This window comes from Leyella stercorea DSM 18206, from assembly GCF_000235885.1.
Lineage (GTDB): Bacteria > Bacteroidota > Bacteroidia > Bacteroidales > Bacteroidaceae > Prevotella > Prevotella stercorea.
The window spans coordinates 1-20277 of the sequence record NZ_JH379412.1; the positions used below are offsets into that span (position 1 = coordinate 1).

Sequence of the window (20277 nt, forward strand, 5' to 3'; positions counted from 1 at the left end):
TCAGGCGGTTTTTTAATTCCGCCAACAGGTTTTTAACAAAAAACTCTGCATTTCTCCCATTCGTGTTGTTTTATTTCATATATTTGCAAAATCTTTTACAGAAATAATAACCATAAAGCAACGATGCGCAATCGTTATGCAACGACCAACCACTAATATCTATTATCAACCTAATAAATAAAACGTTATGAACAACATCCCCTCAGTATTTTGGCTGATCCCAATAGCCAGTGTTGTAGCATTGGGAATGGCATGGTTCTTCTTCCGTTCGATGATGAAGGAGGACGAAGGAACAGACCGAATGAAAGAGATTGCCGAGCATGTACGCAAAGGCGCAATGGCTTACCTCAAACAGCAATATAAGGTTGTGACAATGGTGTTCGTAGTGCTCGCCATCGTCTTCTCGTTCATGGCTTACGTGCTGAAGGTGCAGAACCCGTGGGTGCCGTTCGCTTTCCTCACCGGCGGTCTGTTCTCCGGCTTGGCAGGCTTCTTCGGCATGAAGACCGCCACCTACGCTTCCGCACGCACTGCCAACGGCGCACGCACCGGACTCGACAAGGGCTTGAAGATAGCCTTCCGTAGCGGTGCGGTGATGGGACTCGTCGTCGTGGGTCTCGGACTGCTCGATATCGCCATCTGGTTCGTCGCTCTCAACGCCTTCTACGACGGAGAGGCTACAGCCCTCGTCACCATCACCACCACTATGCTCACCTTCGGCATGGGTGCTTCGACGCAGGCTCTCTTCGCTCGCGTAGGCGGTGGCATATACACAAAGGCTGCCGACGTGGGAGCCGACCTTGTGGGTAAGGTGGAGGCTAACATACCCGAGGACGACCCACGCAACCCTGCCACCATCGCCGACAACGTGGGCGACAACGTGGGCGACGTGGCTGGCATGGGTGCCGACCTCTACGAGAGCTACTGTGGCTCGATACTCTCAACGGCTGCCCTCGGCGCAACGGCGTTCGCCATGAACGCAGACATGCAGTTGCGTGCCGTCATCGCACCAATGGTGATTGCGGCTATCGGCATCTTCCTCTCGCTCATCGGCATCTTCCTCGTGCGCACCAAGGAGGGCGCAACGATGAAGGAACTGCTCCACTCGCTCGGCATCGGCACCAACGTCAGCGCAGCACTCATCGCCGTTGCCACCTTTATTATATTATATCTGCTCGGCATCGAGAACTGGCTCGGACTCTCGTTCTCCGTTATCAGCGGCTTAGTGGCAGGCGTGGTCATCGGTCAAGCCACCGAATACTACACCTCGCATAGCTACGCACCGACGCAGAAGATTGCGGAGGCTTCGCAGACTGGTCCTGCAACGGTTATCATAAAAGGCATCGGAACGGGCATGATATCGACGATGATACCCGTCGTGACCATCTCCGTAGCCATCATGCTCAGCTACCTCTGCGCCAACGGCTTCGATATGTCGCTCTCAGCGAAGTCGATCAGCACCGGTCTTTACGGCATCGGCATCGCTGCCGTGGGTATGCTCTCGACGCTCGGCATCACTCTCGCCACCGATGCCTATGGACCAATCGCCGACAACGCCGGCGGCAATGCAGAGATGAGCGGACTGGGCAAGGAGATACGCGAGCGCACAGATGCGCTCGACGCCTTAGGCAACACCACCGCAGCTACGGGCAAGGGCTTCGCCATCGGCTCGGCTGCTCTCACGGCTTTAGCCCTCCTCGCCTCTTACATTGAGGAGATAAAAATAGCCATGGTACGCGCCGTGGATAACGGCAAGCAATACTTTGACGCAGCGGGCAATCTCTTCGACCCGACCAACGCCACAACTATCGACTTCATCGAGTTCTTCCAGGTTAACCTCATCAATCCGAAGGTGCTCGTAGGAGCATTTCTCGGAGCCATGGCTGCCTTCCTGTTCTGCGGACTAACGATGGACGCAGTAGGACGTGCTGCTGAGTCGATGGTGCAGGAAGTGCGCCGTCAGTTCCGCGAGATAAAGGGCATACTCGAAGGCAAAGCGACACCCGACTACGGCCGTTGCGTGGAGATAAGCACACGCAGCGCACAGCGCGAGATGCTCATCCCGTCGCTGCTTGCCATCATCATACCTATCGTCGTGGGCTTGGTGCTCGGCGTGGCTGGTGTGCTCGGTCTGCTCACAGGCGGCTTGGCAGCAGGCTTCACCCTCGCCGTGTTCATGTCCAACTCGGGCGGAGCATGGGACAACGCGAAGAAGATGATTGAGGAAGGCCACTTCGAAGGCAAGGGCAGCGAAAACCACAAAGCGACTATCGTGGGCGACACCGTGGGCGACCCGTTCAAGGACACCTCAGGACCTTCGCTGAACATCCTCATCAAACTCATGTCGATGGTGAGCATCGTGATGGCAGGTCTGACTATCGCCTTCCTGTAACACCATTTTACCACCTCAACATCTCAACACCTCAACATCTCCGCTCGGCTTTTGCCGCTTGCCAGATCAAGAACACCTCACCAACCAGCCCGAATTCCACATAAAACTGTGACTTCGGGCTTTTCTTTCCCCAACAGCAAGTCCACACAACCGAAAATACTATGCATTTTAGCAAAGTAAAAGCATTCGTTTTGTGCATTTTACCGAAATAGAAAAACCCATTTTATGCATTTTACCGAAATAGAAACACCCAATTTATGCATTTTACCGAAATAAAGACAGCGTAAAATACTATAAATCAATTAAATTATGTATATTTGCAGCACAATCTATAAATCGATTATAAAAAGCTGTACATATGATAGAAGAGAAAACCATAATACAGGTATTGGCTGAGCAAAAGGAATATGTTGAAGGCTATCATCCCGAGAAGTGGGTGAAGCGCCGCGAAGAACAGCTATTCGAGTTTGACAGTCCACTTGCCCAAGTGGTTATCGGAGTAAGACGAAGCGGAAAGTCTACGCTTTGCCACAAGATACTGTTGGAGCACAACGTAAAGTATGGCTACGCCAACTTCGACGACGACCGCTTGGCTAATATGCAAGTGGAGGACTTGAACACGGTACTCTCGTGCATCTATCAGATATATGGTGTTGACATAAAATATATATTCCTCGACGAAATACAAGATGTAGACGGCTGGCATCTGTTTGTAAACCGACTACTTCGCACCAATTTGCACGTTGTTGTTACGGGTAGCAACGCAAAACTCTTGAGCGGCGAATTGGCGACGCATCTCACTGGCAGATACAACGAAATACACCTCTTCCCTTTCTCGTTCCGCGAATACTGCGAATACCATAATATACAGACAAACGGCTTGACTACTAAAGTGGAGGCAGAGACGAAGCGTGCCTTCATGGAGTATATAACGAATGGCGGTTTTCCTGAACTACAGAACATACGCAACAAACGCGGATATGTACAGAGTCTTCTGGAGGCTATTGTGACGAAAGACATACAGCAGCGTTTCAAGATACGCAATGTGGACGTGCTACGTAAGATAGCCAATCATCTGATAAATAACGTCTGCCAGGAAGTAAACTATGGTAACATTGCAGTACTTCTGGGAACAACAGACCAGACGGTGAAAAAATATGTCGACTACCTACGACAGGCATTCCTTATACAGCTACTCTGCAAACACTCGTTCAAGAGTAAGGAAAGGATAAGAAACGCAAAAGCATACATCGTCGACCCAGGACTTCAGAACAACAGAGAGAACTCATTTGCAGCCGAGAACATCGGTTGGCGATTGGAAAACGTGGTATATACAGAACTACTACGCAGATGCAGCAACGACTTCCTCGACATATACTACTATAAAGCCTCTCCACGATCCAAAGAGGTTGACTTCGTTGTATGCAATCAGGACAAAGCTGTGGAGCTTATTCAGGTGGCATACGACATAGACAGCGATAAGACATTCAATAGAGAGACAAGTTCGCTCGTGAAAGCCTCAAAAGCATTGCATTGCGATAACCTTACGCTTATAGCATTCACACAGACACGAAATGTAGAGATTGACAGCAAACAAATAAGGATTGTATCAGCTATCAATTGGCTGTTGAACATTTGACAATTAATAAAACAACACTTTTAACAATGATAGAAAGTATAATAATAGTAATCGTATCAGCCATCATCATTGGCGTTGTGGTGTACTCTTACAGCAAGAGAATATCGGAGCTGAAAGACATACACAACCAGCAAACAGAAGAACTGAAAGAAGCGCACAGCAAGCAAATAGCCGAACTGAAAGAGGCACACGAGGCTCAGCTGCAGCAAGCAAAAGAGACACAAGAGAAACAGCTGCAGCAAGCAAAGGAGGCACAGGAGAAGCAGATAGAAGCACTCCGCGAGATGAACCGCGAGCAGATGCAGAGCCAGATGAAGCTCATCCGCGAGCAGATGCAGACCACATCGGAGGAAATTCTGAAGCGACGCCAGGAGGAGCTGGGCGAACGCAACAAGGAGCAGGTGTCGAAGATAATCGATCCGCTGACGCAGAGTCTGAAGAGCATGAAGGAGGCTTTCGACAAGTCGAAGGAGCAGCAGAGCGAAGCACTCACACGCCTTGATGCCACGATAAAGGTGAACATGGAGAAGAGCGCAGCCTTAGGCGAGACTGCTGACCGACTGACACGTGCGCTAACGGGTGAGGTGAAGGTGCAGGGCAACTTCGGCGAGCTGAAGCTGAAGCAGCTGCTTGAAGACCTCGAACTGAAGGAGGGTGAGCAGTTTGACACGCAGGAAACGCTGCACGACAAGGCGGGCAAGCAGGCAAAGGGCGACGACGGTCGTGGACTCGTGCCCGACTTCATCCTCCACTTCCCGAACAACCGCCACGTGGTGGTCGACTCGAAGATGTCGCTCACCGACTACGAGCGATACATGAACGCCGAGGACGGCACACCTGAGAAGTCGGAGTATCTGAAAGCACACGTGGCAAGCGTGCGTGCGCAGGTGAAGCGACTGGCACACAAGGAGTACACGAAATATCTGCCCGACGGATACAACCGCCTCAACTTCGCCATCATGTACGTGCCTATAGAGGGCGCATTGAACCTTGCGCTGCTCAACGACAGCACGCTCTGGCGCGAGGCTTACGACGAGGGCGTGATGATTCTCGGTCCGCAGACCATGTACATGAACCTGCGTGTATTAGAGATGATGTGGACACAGGTGCGACAGCTGAGCAATCAGCAGGCTATGATGGACGCAGCGAACGTCGTAGTGGAACGCGTGCAGGACTTCGGTATGCGCTTCATCGACGTGGAAACGAGCATGAACAACACAATGGAGAAGATGACGAAGCTGAAGGTGTCGACAGCGGAAAGCGGCAGAAGCATCATCACCGCTGCAAAAAGTCTGCTGAAAGCCGGAGCGAAGGAGAACAAGAAGAAGAAGTCGCTCGACGAAATGGACAATACGGTGTTCATCGAAAGCAACGAATAAAAAAATGTCCTCGAAAGTTGGTTGCAACCAACTTTCGAGGACATTTTTTTATAATTGAGAGTTGAGAATTTAGAGCGCGTCAATCACGCTGCAGATATCACCGAAGATGCGTGGCAACTCGCCGAGTCCGTTGATGTGGTGGTGAATGCCTTCAGCCTTGTACCACTCGATGAGCGGAGCTGTCTGGTTGTGATAAACGTCGAGGCGCTTCTTGATAGTCTCAGCGTTGTCGTCAGAGCGACCGCTCTCCTGACCGCGCTTCACGAGACGAGTCATCAGCTCGTTCTCCGGCACATCGAGCTCAATCATAGCAGCCACCTTGTGTCCGCGCTCTGCGAGCATCTTCTTCAGGGCCTCAGCCTGCGGGATAGTACGTGGGAAGCCGTCGAAGATTACGCCCTTGTGCTCCTTGCCGAAGCTATCATACACACTTGCGAGGATGTTGATCATCAACTCGTCGGGGATGAGCTGTCCGTTGTCAATGAAACCCTTGGCTGTCTTGCCAAGTTCTGTTCCGTTCTTGATCTCGCTACGGAGAACGTCGCCTGTAGAGATATGGTTGAAGCCATACTTCTCAATCATCAAATCGCTCTGGGTGCCCTTGCCTGAACCAGGAGCACCGAAAATTACGATGTTTTTCATCTGAATTCTTTATTATATAATGTTATTTGTTGACTTATTTTTAGAAATTCAAAATTCACAACTCCTACTCCACCAATGTGTAGATGTCGCGCAGGTTGCGTGCCTGCTGGTCGTAGTCGAGTCCGTAGCCGAGGATGAAGTCGTTAGGTATCTCGATGGCTACATACTCTATATCGAGCGGCACCTTCAAGCACTCCGGTTTCAGCAGCAGTGTGCAAATATGTACCGACTCCGGCTCTTTCTCTTTCAGCTGATTGAGCAGAGTCTGCATGGTGAGTCCCGACTCGATGATGTCCTCAACGATGATTACCGTTCTGCCCTTTATCTCCTCGCTCAAGCCGATGAGCTGCTTCACCTTACCTGTAGACGCAGTGCCCTCGTACGACGACATCTTGACGAACGAAATCTCGCACGGCACATTAATCATACGCATGAGGTCGGCAGCGAACACGAACGAGCCGTTGAGCATGGCGAGCAACAACGGGTTCTTGTCTGCCATATCCTTGTTGATACGATCGGCTACTACCTTTACTTTCTTAAGAATCTCTGCTTCAGGGATTGATACCTTGAAGGTCTTGTCCTTTATTTTTATCACGCTCATAGGGTACAATATTTATAATTAGGTGCAAAGTTACTGAAAGTCTTGCACATAAAAAAACTGCAAGCATATTTTTTTGTATTGTCTTCGGTTTGCAGTAACTTTGCACGCATGAAACAAAATCAAGCATCTTTGAGCAGCAAGCAGTATGCTGTGCCGTTCATCCTCATCACCTCACTCTTCTTCATGTGGGGTTTCGCACGCGCTATTCTCGATGTGCTCAACAAGCATTTCCAGAATGCGCTCGACATCAGTATCACACAGTCGGCTCTCATACAGGTGACCACCTATCTGGGTTACTTCCTCATGGCTATCCCCGCCGGACTGTTCATTAACCGCCAGGGCTACCGCCGTGGCGTGGTAAGCGGACTCCTCCTGTTCGGATTGGGCTCATTGGCGTTCATCCCCTGCTCGATGTTGGGCACGTTCTACGCCTATCTTGTGGCACTATTTATCATCGGTTGCGGACTGGTATTCCTTGAGACTTCCGCCAACCCATATGTTACAGAGCTTGGACCGAAGGAGACAGCCACATCACGACTCAACTTCTCGCAGTCGTTCAACGGCGTAGGCTCCATGTTCGCCACACTCGTTGTGGGCAGTTTCCTCTTTCAGGGTGCCGACGGCAGCGCAGGCGGCGATGCCGTGATACCTTACACCATCATGGGCGCGTTCGTGCTGCTCATAGCCGTGGTCTTCGCACGCGTACAACTGCCTGAGATAGTGCACGAGAACGACGGCGACACCAAGCAGGGCGCGCACAACCTGAAGATGCTATTCCGCAACCGCTGGTTCGTGTTCGGACTGCTCGCGCTGCTTGCCTACGAGGTGGCAGAGATATCCATCAACTCCTACTTCATCAACTTCGTGACGGGTCAGGGTTGGATGAAAGCCTCTACAGGCTCCACTATCCTCACCATCGGCTTGGGCGTATTCATGCTGGCACGCTTCATCGGCGCGGCTGTGATGAGCAACGTCGCTGCCGAGAAGTATCTCGCCGTGTGTGCCCTCGGCACCGTGGTGTGCATAACCATCCTGCTGCTCGACCTCGGTCGCGACATATCGGTGTTGGCACTCATAGCCAACTACTTTTTCGAGGCTATCATGTTCCCCACAATCTTCGCCATGACGCTGCGCGGACTCGGCGGACTCACCAAGAGTGCTTCGTCGATACTGATGATGACACCGGTAGGCGGTTGCGGATTTCTCTTGATGGGCATCATCGCCGACTCTACCGACAACTTCACGCTGCCGTTCTTCATACCGCTCGCAGGCTTCGCATTCGTGCTCGTGTATGCGCTGCGATATATAGCAAAGAAATAACAAAAACGGAGGCCAAGCGGTCTCCGTTTTTGTTTTCTATCATCTATCACAAACAAAGAATATCTGCAAACAATGCCGTAATCTGCGATATTTTCAGTAACTTTTGATAAGTTACGATGCGTCTCGACAAAAAAAACCTGCAAGCAGTTTTTTTATGTGCAAGACTTTCAGTAACTTTGCAAGTTGTCAATCGATTGATTGATTGATAGTTGTCCTTTTATTCATCAATAAAGCATAAATACAGACAATGGCAGAATCTAATTTCGTAGACTATGTAAAGATATATTGTCGCTCGGGCAAGGGCGGCAGAGGCTCCATGCACCTCCGACACGTGAAGTACAACCCGAACGGCGGACCCGACGGCGGCGACGGCGGTCACGGCGGTAGCATCTACCTGCGTGGCAACCACAACTACTGGACACTGCTCCACCTTAAGTTTCAGCGCCACGTCTTCGCTGAGCACGGCGGCAACGGCGGTCGCGACAAGTGTCACGGCAAGGACGGCAAGGACATATACATCGACGTGCCCTGCGGTACGGTGGTGTACAACGCCGAAACGGGTAAGTACGTGTGCGACGTGATGCACGACGGACAGGAGGTGTTGCTGCTCAAGGGCGGCAGAGGCGGACTCGGCAACTTCCAGTTCCGTTCGGCTACCAACCAGTGTCCGCGCTACGCACAGCCGGGCGAACCGATGGAGGAGATGACAATCATTCTCGAGCTGAAGCTGCTCGCCGACGTGGGTCTGGTGGGTCTGCCCAACGCAGGCAAGTCGACATTGCTCTCAGCCGTGTCGAGCGCACGCCCGAAGATTGCCAACTACCCGTTCACCACGCTCGAACCGTCGCTCGGCATCGTCGACTACCGCGACCACAAGTCGTTCGTCATGGCAGACATCCCGGGCATCATCGAGGGAGCGAGCGAAGGCAAGGGACTCGGTCTGCGCTTCCTGCGCCACATCGAGCGCAACTCGTTGCTGCTCTTCATGGTGCCGGGCGACACCGACGACATCAAACGCGAGTACGAACTGCTGAAGAACGAGCTTGAGAAGTTCAACCCGGAGATGCTCGACAAGCACCGCGTGCTCGCCGTGACGAAGTGCGACCTGCTCGACGAGGAGCTCATGGACATGCTGCGCGAGACGCTGCCCGACGACCTACCCGTGGTGTTCATCTCTTCTGTAAGCGGTTTAGGCTTACAGGAGCTGAAGGACACCCTGTGGAAGGAACTCAACTCGGAGAGCAACAAGCTGCAGATCATCACCGCCGAGGACACCCTCGTACACCGCGACAAGGACATGACACGCTTCATGGCTGAACTGGAAGCAGAGGGCGAGGACGAGATTATCTACGTCGACGACGACGACATCGAGTACGTTGACGACGTGGAAGACCTCGACGACTTTGAATACGAAGAGGAGGCAGACAATGAGTAACTCTGCGCTGCGCCTTACATATTATAATATAGCCGATGGCGTGTGTGCATTCTCTACCACACGCCACGGCGGAACCAGCGAGGGCAACCACGCCTCGCTGAACATCAACCCCTACTGTGGCGACAAGCCCGAGCACGTAGCTGCGAACCGCACGCTGCTGGCAGCCGAACTCGGCATCAGCACCGACCGCCTCATACTGCCCCACCAGACGCACGGCACAGAGACACGCATAATCGGCGAGGAGTTCTGCGCCCTGCCCGAACGCATACGCCAGATGCAGCTCGAAGGTGTCGACGCACTGCTCACCAACGTGGAGGGCGTGTGCATCGGAGTGTCGACAGCCGACTGTATCCCAGTGCTGCTCTACGACGAGGAGCACCGCGCTACGGCAGCCATACACGCCGGATGGCGCGGCACACAGGCACGCATCGTGAGCAAGGCGATTGCTGACATGAGCGTGGCTTACAAGACCGACGCGAAGAAGCTGAAGGCGGTTATCGGTCCGGGCATTTCGCAGAAGAACTTCGAGGTGGGCGACGAGGTGTACGCCGCCTTTGAAGCTGCAGGCTTCGATATGACAACACTCGCAAAGCAGGAGATAAAGCGCAACGCAGATGCCACCGACCCCTCCAAATTGTTTGAGAAGAAGTGGCACATCGACCTAATACTCGCTAACCGACAGCTGCTCGAATTTGCAGGTGTGGCTCCAGAGAACATCAACGAAAGCAACATCTGCACGTACGACAACGTAGACAACTACTTCTCGGCACGCCGCCTCGGCACCGAGTCGGGACGCATCTACACGGGCATCATACTATAGACCAAAATAACTATAATGCGAATAAAGAAACTACTATTAGCCATAGCCACACTCACACTCGTGTCGGCAACCCCCGTCAAACATCAGTTCACCGCTGCCGAACAGCAGCAGATAAGCATATCCACACCCGGACTCTTCAGTCGTTCTAACGCCTTCAACATCGACCTCGATGCACTGAAGCCGAACGAATACTCTTTCCCGCTGCCCGTGGGCAAAGCAACCCTGCGCAAGAACAACGTCGTGGAGATAACCACCAAGGACGGCGACGCAGTGAAGGCAATGTTCGAAGGCACGGTACGTGTCTCGCGCAAGTTCCCCGACATGGGCTACACCATCGTGATACGCCACCGCAACGGACTCGAAACCGTCTACGCCAACAACGCCGAGAACGTGGTGGAGGTGGGACAACACGTGCGCGCCGGACAGACCATAGCCATCGTCGGACAACGCGGTGGCAAGTTCTACTGCGACTTCTCTATAATGATCGACGGCAAACGCATCAACCCCACCGCCGTTGTGGGCCTCGGCAGTCACCGACTCCACCGCCACATACTGCTCTGCGAGAAGCAGTACAACTACATAAACGTGTCGACCATTGGCGAGAAGGTAGACTTCGACGATAGCAAGAACTTCACCACCGAGGACGTCTTCACCAAACAGTCGACCTACAAGTGGAACCTCGAAGAGATGAAGAAGGGCACATGGGCATACCCGCTGCCTGGCGCAAAGGTAATAAGCCCATACGGAGGCAAACGCCGACACAGCGGAGTAGACCTGAAGACGAAGCCGAAGGACGAGATAGTGGCTGCCTTCGACGGCGTAGTGACACGCTCAGCAACCCACTACGGCTACGGCCTGTGCATCGTTATCAAGCACGCCAACGGACTCGAAACGCTCTACTCGCACCAGTCGAAGAACCTCGTGAAGGTGGGCGACAAGGTGAAAGCCGGACAGGTTATCGGTCTGACCGGACGCACCGGACGCGCTACAACCGAACACCTGCACTTTGAAACAATATTCAAAGGACGCCGCTTCAACCCCAACCTCATCTTCGAACACAAGTCGCGCGGACTGCAGAAGGCTACACTCACACTCACCAAGAACGGCGGTATAACGCAGAAGCGCAACTAAAAAAGCAGGCAGGCAAAGCCATCGGAACATCTGCCAAAAACAACCCTCAAATTGCCACGGCGTGGCAACATTGTTTGCTTAGCATGTACAACGACATTGCCGCAGCAGGCAAACAACCTTGCCACGCCGCGGTAATTTGAGGGATGTAAAACTGCTGTAAAACGAAAATCTCGAACACACCATTTTTAGTTATAGGATGTTAAAACAAGAAGTTTTTTCATCAAACATTTGGTGGTTACAAAAAAATGCCATACCTTTGCACTCGCTTTCAAGAACAAAGCAATTGTGAAGCAAGGGCGTTTAGCTCAGCTGGTTTAGAGCATCTGCCTTACAAGCAGAGGGTCGGCGGTTCGAATCCGTCAACGCCCACACAAAGCGAACAAGTTATAAAACTTGTTCGCTTTTTTTATTTACCCACTACGCATTAACACCACAAATCACATTATTTCACAAAAAAACTACACACAAATAAAAACTTATTTGTAATTTTGCACCCGTAATTACACATATTATATATAATAGCAATTATGAAACTTGATTTGCTGACAGCCATCTCGCCGATTGACGGCCGTTATCGTGGCAAGACAGAACGCCTTGCCGACTACTTCTCTGAGTATGCACTGATACGCTACCGCGTACGTGTGGAAATCGAATACTTCATCACGCTCTGCGAGTTGCCATTGCCGCAGCTTGCTTCGTTCGACCATCAGCTCTTCGAGCGTTTGCGCGACATCTACCGCAACTTTGGCGAAGAAGAAGCTCAGCGCGTGAAGGACATCGAGAAAGTGACTAACCACGACGTGAAGGCTGTAGAGTACTTCATAAAGGAGGAGTTCGACCGCATCGGCGGACTCGACGCTTACAAGGAGTTTATCCACTTCGGACTCACCTCACAGGATATCAACAACACATCAGTACCCCTCTCTATAAAGGAGGCGTTGGAGCAGTTCTACTATCCGCTCTGCGAGGAGCTCATCGCACAGCTCCGCGAGTACGCAGAGGAGTGGGCAGCAGTGCCAATGCTCGCCAAGACCCACGGACAGCCGGCATCGCCCACACGCTTGGGCAAGGAGGTGATGGTGTTCGTATATCGTCTGGAGGAGCAGCTGCGCCAGCTGAAGGAGTGCCGCCTCACCGCCAAGTTCGGTGGAGCCACCGGCAACTACAACGCCCACCACGTAGCCTACCCCGAGTACGACTGGAAGGCGTTCGGCAACCGCTTCGTGAGCGAGAAACTCGGTCTGGAGCGCGAGCAGTTCACCACACAGATCTCCAACTACGACTGCCTCGGCTCGGTGTTCGACGCAATGCGCCGCATCAACACAATCATCATCGACCTCGACCGCGACTTCTGGATGTACATCTCAATGGAATACTTCAAGCAGAAGATCAAGGCAGGCGAGGTTGGTTCATCGGCAATGCCGCACAAGGTGAACCCAATCGACTTCGAGAACTCGGAGGGCAACCTCGGCATGGCAAACGCCGTGCTGCAGTTCCTCGCACAGAAGCTCCCCGTGAGCCGTCTGCAGCGCGACCTCACCGACTCTACCGTGCTGCGCAACGTGGGCGTACCGTTCGGCCACGGCGTAATCGCAATAGAGAGCACACTCAAGGGTCTGCGCAAGCTCATCCTCAACGAGGAGAAGCTGCAGGAAGACCTCGACAACACATGGGCAGTAGTGGCAGAGGCTATACAGACAATACTTCGCCGCGAGGCTTATCCGCATCCGTACGAGGCACTGAAGGCACTCACACGCACCAACAAGCACATGACAGAGGAGACCATCCACGAGTTCATACAGACACTCAACGTGAGCGACGCTGTGAAGGCGGAATTGATGGCTATCACACCAATGAACTACACAGGCATTTAAATCACCCCCGATATAATTCGACAATAGCCGTGAGGCTATATACATAAACAATAAAAACCAACAAGTAACTATGGATTCAGAAAACGTAAAGAATCAGGAACAGAACACAGCGGATCAGACTACTGGCAATAGCGAGAGCTACGGCCGTGCCGCAGGAAACTATCAGAAAGAGTATCGCAGCGTGACGGGACGTCGCCCGCGTATTCACACACAGCACTCGGCTTCAGCCTCATCACAGAGCGAAGACGGCGGCTTCCGTCCGGAAGGCTTCGGCTCAAGCCTCGGCTCTCAGCAGCAGGGCGGCTACCAACCACGCCAGGGCGGCTATCAGCCACGTCAGCAGGGCGGTTACAACCGCGGCGGCTATCAGCAGCGTCCTCAGGGCGGCTATCGTCCACGCTACAACCAGGACGGCGAACAGCAGCAGGGCGGATACCAGCCACGCCAGCAGGGCTATCGCCCACGCTACAATCAGGACGGCGAACAGCAGCAGGGCGGATACCAGCCACGTCAGCAAGGCGGCTATCAGCAGCGCGGCGGCTACGGTCAGCGTCAGCAGGGCGGATATCAGCAGCGTGGTGGCTACGGTCAGCAGGGCGGATATCAGCAGCGCGGTGGCTACGGTCAGCAGGGCGGCTATCAGCAGCGCGGCGGTTACAACCGCGGTGGCTACGGACAGCAGGGCGGCTACAATCAGGGTGGCTACCAGCAGCGTCAGCGCACACCGGGCTACGACCCCAACGCTAAGTACAGCATGAAAAAGCGCATTGAGTACAAGGAGGAGAACTACGATCCGAACGAACCGCTTCGTCTGAACAAGTTCCTCGCCAACGCAGGTATCTGCTCGCGCCGTGAGGCAGACGAGTTCATCCAGGCAGGCGTTGTGACTGTGAACGGAGAGGTAGTGACCGAGCTCGGCACCAAGATCAAGCGCACAGACGAGATAAAATTCCACGACCAGCCCGTGAACCTCGAGAAGAAGGTGTACGTGCTGCTCAACAAACCAAAGGACTGCGTGACAACAAGCGACGACCCGCAGCAGCGTAAGACTGTGATGGACCTCGTGAAAAACGTGTGCCCGGAGCGCATCTACCCCGTAGGCAGACTCGACCGCAACACAACCGGCGTGCTCCTGCTCACCAACGACGGCGACCTCGCTTCCAAGCTCACACACCCGAAGTTCCTGAAGAAGAAGGTGTACCACGTATTCCTCGACAAGAACGTGACAGCTCACGACATGCAGCAGATTGCTGAGGGCATCGAGCTGGAGGACGGCGAGATACATGCAGACGCTATCGAGTACGCAAGCGACACAGACAAGAGCCAGGTAGGCATCGAGATCCACAGCGGCAAGAACCGCATCGTGCGTCGCATCTTCGAGCACCTCGGCTACCGCGTCGTTAAGCTCGACCGCGTACAGTTTGCAGGACTCACCAAGAAGAACCTCCGCCGCGGCGACTGGCGCTTCCTCACAGAGAAGGAAGTGGAGATGCTGCGCATGGGAGCATTCGAGTAAAACATAAACAGGTTGAGATGGTGAGGTGTTGAGATGTTGACATCGCACCATTTCAACTTTCCAATTTAAACAATATAATGGAAAGAACAAAAGTTATTGACGCTCTCCGTAGCACCGACTTCGGAAGCCAAATCAACGTAAAGGGTTGGGTGCGCACTCACCGCAGTTCGAAGGCTGTAGACTTCATCGCACTCAACGACGGTTCTACTATCAAGAACATACAGATCGTGGTAGACCCCACCAAGTTCGATGCCGAGATGCTGAAGCAGATCACCACCGGTGCCTGCATCAGTGCCGTAGGTACGCTCGTAGAGAGCCAGGGTGCAGGTCAGACATCTGAGATACAGTGCGAGAGCCTCGAGGTGTACGGACTCTGCGGCAGCGACTACCCGATGCAGAAGAAGGGACAGTCGTTCGAGTACATGCGCCAGTACGCCCACCTGCGTCTGCGCACCAACACATTCGGTGCAGTGATGCGCATACGCCACAACATGGCTATGGCTATCCACACCTACTTCCACGAGCACGGCTACTTCTACTTCAACACTCCGCTCATCACCGCAAGCGACTGCGAGGGTGCAGGTCAGATGTTCCAGGTTACGACCAAGAACCTCTACAACCTGAAGAAGACCGACGACGGCAAGATCGACTACTCTGACGACTTCTTCGGCAAGCAGACATCGCTCACCGTGTCGGGACAGCTCGAGGGCGAGCTCGGAGCCACAGCGCTCGGAGCCATCTACACCTTCGGTCCGACATTCCGCGCAGAGAACTCGAACACTCCGCGCCACCTGGCTGAGTTCTGGATGGTAGAACCGGAGGTGGCATTCCTCGACCTCGCCGGACTCATGGACCTCGAGGAGGACTTCATCAAGTACTGCATCCGCTGGGCACTCACCAACTGCAAGGACGACATCGAGTTCCTCAACAAGATGATCGACAAGAGCCTCATCGCACGTCTCGAGGGCGTACTCAACTCCGAGTTCGTTCGTCTGCCTTACACCGAGGGTATCCGCATCCTGCAGGAGGCTATACAGAACGGCAAGAAGTTCGAGTTCCCATGCGAGTGGGGCGACGACCTCGCTTCGGAGCACGAGCGCTACCTCGTGGAGGAGCACTTCAAGAAGCCGGTCATTATGACCAACTATCCGAAGGCTATCAAGGCGTTCTACATGAAGATAGACGCAGAGGAGAGCGGCTTCGGCGGCAAGAGCGGTCAGACCGTTCAGGGCACCGACGTACTCTTCCCGCAGATTGGCGAGATCATCGGTGGCTCGGTTCGTGAGGAGAGCTACGACAAGCTGATGAACGAGATTGAGGAGCGCAACATCCCGATGAAGGATATGACATGGTACCTCGACACACGCAAGTACGGCTCATGTCCGCACGCAGGCTTCGGCCTCGGCTTCGAGCGTCTCATCCTCTTCGTAACGGGTATGCAAAACATACGCGATGTTATCCCATTCCCGCGTACTCCGAAGAGCGCAGAGTTCTAAACGACTTTATTAAAGACACACTATACCAATGTGGGTGCAGCAGGCAAACACCTGTTGCACCTTTTTTTCATTTTGTCTGTAGCGATTAAGCATTTACCGATTTTTATGCTTATCTTTGCAGTCAATACAACATACACAAATCAGTTTATGACCGATCTTGCAAGCTATTTCCCCATAACCGATCCCACCTTGATATTCTTTGTGGTGATGCTCATCATTCTGTTTGCCCCAATCATCATGGGCAAGCTGCGCATCCCGCATATCATTGGCATGGTGCTCGCCGGAGTAGCCATAGGCAAGTACGGCTTCAACATCCTCTCGCGCGACGACTCGTTTGAACTCTTTGGCAAGGTAGGACTCTACTACATCATGTTCCTCGCCTCGCTGGAGATGGATATGGAGGGCGTAAAGCGCAACAAAGGGCGGTTCTTAGGTTTCGGCGTGCTCACGTTCGCCTTTCCGCTCATCCTCACCTACTTAGCCAGCACCAAGCTGCTCGGCTACCCGGTGTTCGCCTCGCTACTGTTAGGATGCCTTATGGCATCGAACACGCTCATCGCCTACCCCATCGTCGGCCGCTACGGTCTGCAACGCAAGCCAAGCGTCACACTATCGGTAGGCTCCTCAATGATTTCGCTGCTCATGGCACTCGTGACGCTCACCGCCATCGTCGCCTCTTATGGAGGCGAGACGAGCGTGTGGTTCTGGCTGCTCTTCGTGGGCAAGTTCGTGGGCTACTGCGTAGCCATGTTCCTGCTCATACCGCGCCTCACACGCTGCTTTCTCCGACGTTATAGCGACTCCGTCATGCAGTTCATCTTCGTTATGTCGATGCTCTTTATGAGTGCGGCAGCAAGCGAGGCGGTGGGGTTGGAAGGCATTATCGGTGCGTTCGTAGCCGGCATCATTCTGAACCGCTACATACCGCACGTGTCGCCACTGATGAACCGCATCGAGTTCATCGGCAATGCGCTCTTCATACCCTACTTCCTCATCGGCGTAGGTATGCTCATCAACGTGCGACTGCTCTTCGAGAGCAGCACCATAATCATCGCCATGCTCGTCATCGCAGGCTTCGGAACGCTCGGCAAAGCCATCGCAGCCTATAGCGCAGCCTCCATGTTCCGCCTGCCGAAGTCGTCGGGCAACATGATGTTCGGACTCACCTCGGCACACGCAGCCGGTGCCATCGCCATGCTTATGATTGGTATGCGCGTAGAGCTGGAACCAGGCAAGCCCCTCGTCACCGACGACATGCTGAACAGCGTGGTGCTGATGATTCTCGTGACGTGCATAATCTCAACAATGATGACCGAGCGTGCGGCGCAACAGATTACGCTGCGCGACCGTGAGATGCCGAGCGACGAGAAGCCAACAGCCGAGGAGAAGATACTCATACCGCTGAAATACCCCGAATACGCGCAACGCCTCGTCAACATGGCGATGCTCATGCGCAACCCGAAGAACACCACACAACTCGTGGGCTTGAACGTGGTGTACGACGATGACGACATGCAGCGCAACCTGGAACAGGGCAGCCGACTGCTCGAGCGCATGACACAGTATGCTGCATCGGCAGATATGACCATGCAGACGCAGGTACGCGTGGCAGCGAACATTGCCAACGGCATACGCCACGCCTTCAAGGAGTTCCGCGCTACGGACATCATAATAGGTATGCACATGCACCCAGAGGTGTCGCAGAAGTTCTGGGGCGCGTTCCACCAGAGCCTCTTCAACGGTCTCAACTCGCAGATAATAATGGCTCGTCTCAACCAACCGCTCCCCACGATACGCCGCATAAAGGTGGTAGTGCCGTCGAGAGCACAGTTCGAGCCTGGCTTCTATCGTTGGCTCGAACGCCTGTCGCGCTTGGCGTGCAACATGGAGTGCCACACGGAGTTCCACGGACGTGGCGACACACTGCCGCTCATAGCCGAATACATCAAGCACCACTACCCCACGATGCGTTGCTCGTTCACCGAGATGGCCCACTGGAACGAGATGCCACGCATAGCGGAGAGCATACAGAAGGACCACCTCTTCGTAGTGGTTACGGCACGAAAGGGTACCGTGTCGTTCAAGAATGCGTTGGAGCATCTGCCAGAAGAGATAAAGCAACACTTCTCCGGCTCGAACATCATGATCATCTTCCCCGACCAGCATGGCGACGCAATGGACGAAATGACCTTCGCTCAGCCGCAGCATACCGAGGATCAGAGTGCATACGAGGCAATCGGAAAGTGGATAAAGAAGAAGTTTTGAATTTTGAATTGAAAGACTAATCTCAACACCTCACCATAACAACATAACAACCCCTCAACATCTCAACACCATATGATCGACATAAAAGGAATAACCAAGAGCTTCGGCTCGCTGCAAGTGCTCAAGGGCATCGACTTGCATATAGACAAAGGAGAAGTAGTGAGCATTGTCGGCCCGAGCGGTGCCGGCAAGACAACACTGCTGCAGATAATGGGTACACTCGACAAACCCGATAGTGGTGCTATCAGCGTTGACGGTGTCGACGTGATGCGCCTCTCGTCGAACAAGCTGAGCGACTTCCGCAACCAGCACATCGGCTTCGTCTTCCAGTTCCACCAGCTGCTGCCGGAGTTCACCGCCCTCGAGAACATCATGATACCCGCCTACATCGGTGGCAAAGGCACGGCGGAGGCGAAGAAACGCGCCCTCGAACTGCTCGACTTCATGGGACTTGCCGACCGCGCCAACCACAAACCCAACGAACTCTCGGGTGGCGAGAAGCAGCGCGTGGCTGCGGCACGTGCACTGGTGAACAACCCGGCAGTGGTGTTCGCCGACGAACCTTCAGGCTCGCTCGACTCGAAGAACAAGGCAGAACTGCACCAGCTCTTCTTCGACCTGCGCGACAAGTTCGGACAGACGTTCGTCATCGTCACACACGACGAACACCTCGCCTCTATCACCGACCGCACAATACACATTGAGGACGGACAGATAAAGGTGTAGTATTAGTGAAACAAGCAACCAAACGAACAACAAAACAATATGATAAAACTCGGCGACTACAATAAAATGACCGTCGTGAAGGAGGTGGACTTCGGCATCTACCTCGACGGCGGCGACGAAGGAGAAATACTCATGCCGAAACGCTATGTGCCCGAAGGCACAAAGCCGGGCGACGAACTAAACGTGTTCATCTACCTCGACCAGGACGAGCGACCAGTGGCAACGACAGAGACACCGCTGTGTAAGGTGGGCGACTTCGCCTACCTCGAAGTGTCGTGGGTGAACGAGTACGGCGCATTCCTCAACTGGGGCTTGATGAAGGATCTCTTCTGCCCGTTCCGCGAGCAGAAAAAGCGTATGCAGAAGGGCGAGAGCTACATCGTACATGTACACATCGACCCAGAGAGCTACCGCATCGTGGCATCGGCTAAGGTGGAGAAATACTTCGCAGAGCGTCACCCGTTCTACAACCACGGGCAGGAGGTAGACCTACTGGTATGGCAGAAGACAGAGATGGGCTTCAAGGTGATCATCGACAACTGCTACCCGGGTCTGGTCTACGAGGGACAGGTGTTCCGCTACCTGCACACCGGCGACCGCGTGAAGGGATACATCGGCACCGTCCGTCCCGACGGAAAGATCGACGTTACGCTGCAACCTACCGGACGACAGCAGACACTCGACTTCGCCGACACGCTGCTGCAATACCTCAAGGATCACGGCGGCAAGTGCGACCTGGGCGACAAGAGCGACGCAGAAGACATCAAGCGACGCTTCCAGGTGAGCAAGAAGGTGTTCAAGCGTGCCGTTGGCGACCTCTACCGCCAGCGACTCATCAGCATAACACCCGACGGACTGACACTCAACTAACTACTCTTGAAAACTAAAACAAAACACAATGGAGCCGAACAATCTACTAAACTGCATAAAAGCATTCGCTAAACGAATATGCGCAACGCTTCTCGCCGCACTCGCTGTGTCGCTACTGACCATCGGGTGCGGCGACAGAATGTAGTTTAACGCTTTTAGTTGACTACTTTC

The 20277-nt window shown here is 53.5% G+C and carries 15 protein-coding genes and 1 tRNA gene; 14 read left to right on the forward strand and 2 right to left on the reverse strand.

Annotated features, from left to right (window positions below; genetic code table 11):
* The first annotated feature begins 187 nt into the window (after positions 1-187).
* The 3 genes from HMPREF0673_RS05365 to HMPREF0673_RS05375 all read left to right on the forward strand — a co-directional run bounded on the left by HMPREF0673_RS05365 (position 188) and on the right by HMPREF0673_RS05375 (position 5410).
* Positions 188-2392, forward strand: coding sequence for a sodium-translocating pyrophosphatase (locus HMPREF0673_RS05365; protein WP_007899111.1), 2205 nt, complete (start codon positions 188-190; stop codon positions 2390-2392).
* A 358-nt stretch (positions 2393-2750) separates the two neighbouring features.
* Complete coding sequence (locus tag HMPREF0673_RS05370) at positions 2751-4031, forward strand: ATP-binding protein (RefSeq protein ID WP_007899113.1); 1281 nt, start codon at positions 2751-2753, stop codon at positions 4029-4031.
* Positions 4032-4057: 26 nt separating this feature from the next.
* Entirely contained in the window at positions 4058-5410 is a 1353-nt protein-coding gene (locus HMPREF0673_RS05375; RefSeq protein ID WP_007899115.1) for a DNA recombination protein RmuC, read from the forward strand.
* A gap of 69 nt (positions 5411-5479) precedes the next feature.
* Here the strand turns inward: HMPREF0673_RS05375 and HMPREF0673_RS05380 are convergent, their stop codons facing one another.
* Together HMPREF0673_RS05380 and hpt are read right to left on the reverse strand one after the other, a co-directional pair.
* On the reverse strand, positions 5480-6052 hold the full coding sequence (locus HMPREF0673_RS05380) for an adenylate kinase (RefSeq protein ID WP_007899117.1): 573 nt from the start codon (positions 6050-6052) through the stop codon (positions 5480-5482).
* 64 nt (positions 6053-6116) lie between these two features.
* Positions 6117-6653, reverse strand: coding sequence for a hypoxanthine phosphoribosyltransferase (gene hpt, locus HMPREF0673_RS05385; RefSeq protein ID WP_007899119.1), 537 nt, complete (start codon positions 6651-6653; stop codon positions 6117-6119).
* Between the two features lie 108 nt (positions 6654-6761).
* On the opposite strand from hpt, the gene HMPREF0673_RS05390 reads away from it, so the two are divergent.
* From HMPREF0673_RS05390 to HMPREF0673_RS05440, 11 genes are all read left to right on the forward strand, one after another.
* Positions 6762-7973, forward strand: coding sequence for an MFS transporter (locus HMPREF0673_RS05390; protein WP_007899121.1), 1212 nt, complete (start codon positions 6762-6764; stop codon positions 7971-7973).
* A 247-nt stretch (positions 7974-8220) separates the two neighbouring features.
* On the forward strand, positions 8221-9408 hold the full coding sequence (gene obgE, locus HMPREF0673_RS05395) for a GTPase ObgE (RefSeq protein WP_007899125.1): 1188 nt from the start codon (positions 8221-8223) through the stop codon (positions 9406-9408).
* Positions 9401-10228 (forward strand): peptidoglycan editing factor PgeF, encoded by an 828-nt coding sequence (gene pgeF, locus HMPREF0673_RS05400; protein ID WP_007899127.1) that lies wholly within the window; start codon positions 9401-9403, stop codon positions 10226-10228. Before obgE ends, pgeF begins: the two co-directional genes overlap by 8 nt.
* Positions 10229-10243: 15 nt before the next feature.
* Complete coding sequence (locus HMPREF0673_RS05405; RefSeq protein ID WP_007899137.1) at positions 10244-11359, forward strand: M23 family metallopeptidase; 1116 nt, start codon at positions 10244-10246, stop codon at positions 11357-11359.
* A 294-nt stretch (positions 11360-11653) separates the two neighbouring features.
* Positions 11654-11728, forward strand: a tRNA-Val gene (locus HMPREF0673_RS05410).
* A 158-nt stretch (positions 11729-11886) separates the two neighbouring features.
* Positions 11887-13233: an adenylosuccinate lyase gene (purB, locus tag HMPREF0673_RS05415; protein WP_007899138.1), complete on the forward strand. Its 1347-nt coding sequence runs from the start codon at positions 11887-11889 to the stop codon at positions 13231-13233.
* A 70-nt stretch (positions 13234-13303) separates the two neighbouring features.
* Positions 13304-14749 (forward strand): pseudouridine synthase, encoded by a 1446-nt coding sequence (locus HMPREF0673_RS05420; RefSeq protein ID WP_007899139.1) that lies wholly within the window; start codon positions 13304-13306, stop codon positions 14747-14749.
* A 77-nt stretch (positions 14750-14826) separates the two neighbouring features.
* Complete coding sequence (gene asnS, locus HMPREF0673_RS05425; protein WP_007899140.1) at positions 14827-16245, forward strand: asparagine--tRNA ligase; 1419 nt, start codon at positions 14827-14829, stop codon at positions 16243-16245.
* A gap of 147 nt (positions 16246-16392) precedes the next feature.
* Entirely contained in the window at positions 16393-18510 is a 2118-nt protein-coding gene (locus HMPREF0673_RS05430; protein WP_040596487.1) for a cation:proton antiporter, read from the forward strand.
* Positions 18511-18582: 72 nt separating this feature from the next.
* Positions 18583-19236 (forward strand): ABC transporter ATP-binding protein, encoded by a 654-nt coding sequence (locus tag HMPREF0673_RS05435; RefSeq protein WP_007899142.1) that lies wholly within the window; start codon positions 18583-18585, stop codon positions 19234-19236.
* A 39-nt stretch (positions 19237-19275) separates the two neighbouring features.
* A complete protein-coding gene (locus HMPREF0673_RS05440; protein ID WP_007899143.1) occupies positions 19276-20106 on the forward strand; it encodes a CvfB family protein in 831 nt (276 codons plus the stop codon).
* Positions 20107-20277: the final 171 nt, after the last annotated feature.

Bases quoted from the DNA above. Each gene is read 5' to 3' on its own strand.
- HMPREF0673_RS05365 (WP_007899111.1), top strand. From the start codon at position 188: ATGAACAACATCCCCTCAGTATTTTGGCTGATCCCAATAGCCAGTGTT.
- HMPREF0673_RS05370 (WP_007899113.1), top strand. From the start codon at position 2,751: ATGATAGAAGAGAAAACCATAATACAGGTATTGGCTGAGCAAAAGGAA.
- HMPREF0673_RS05375 (WP_007899115.1), top strand. From the start codon at position 4,058: ATGATAGAAAGTATAATAATAGTAATCGTATCAGCCATCATCATTGGC.
- HMPREF0673_RS05380 (WP_007899117.1), bottom strand. From the start codon at position 6,052: ATGAAAAACATCGTAATTTTCGGTGCTCCTGGTTCAGGCAAGGGCACC.
- hpt (WP_007899119.1), bottom strand. From the start codon at position 6,653: ATGAGCGTGATAAAAATAAAGGACAAGACCTTCAAGGTATCAATCCCT.
- HMPREF0673_RS05390 (WP_007899121.1), top strand. From the start codon at position 6,762: ATGAAACAAAATCAAGCATCTTTGAGCAGCAAGCAGTATGCTGTGCCG.
- obgE (WP_007899125.1), top strand. From the start codon at position 8,221: ATGGCAGAATCTAATTTCGTAGACTATGTAAAGATATATTGTCGCTCG.
- pgeF (WP_007899127.1), top strand. From the start codon at position 9,401: ATGAGTAACTCTGCGCTGCGCCTTACATATTATAATATAGCCGATGGC.
- HMPREF0673_RS05405 (WP_007899137.1), top strand. From the start codon at position 10,244: ATGCGAATAAAGAAACTACTATTAGCCATAGCCACACTCACACTCGTG.
- purB (WP_007899138.1), top strand. From the start codon at position 11,887: ATGAAACTTGATTTGCTGACAGCCATCTCGCCGATTGACGGCCGTTAT.
- HMPREF0673_RS05420 (WP_007899139.1), top strand. From the start codon at position 13,304: ATGGATTCAGAAAACGTAAAGAATCAGGAACAGAACACAGCGGATCAG.
- asnS (WP_007899140.1), top strand. From the start codon at position 14,827: ATGGAAAGAACAAAAGTTATTGACGCTCTCCGTAGCACCGACTTCGGA.
- HMPREF0673_RS05430 (WP_040596487.1), top strand. From the start codon at position 16,393: ATGACCGATCTTGCAAGCTATTTCCCCATAACCGATCCCACCTTGATA.
- HMPREF0673_RS05435 (WP_007899142.1), top strand. From the start codon at position 18,583: ATGATCGACATAAAAGGAATAACCAAGAGCTTCGGCTCGCTGCAAGTG.
- HMPREF0673_RS05440 (WP_007899143.1), top strand. From the start codon at position 19,276: ATGATAAAACTCGGCGACTACAATAAAATGACCGTCGTGAAGGAGGTG.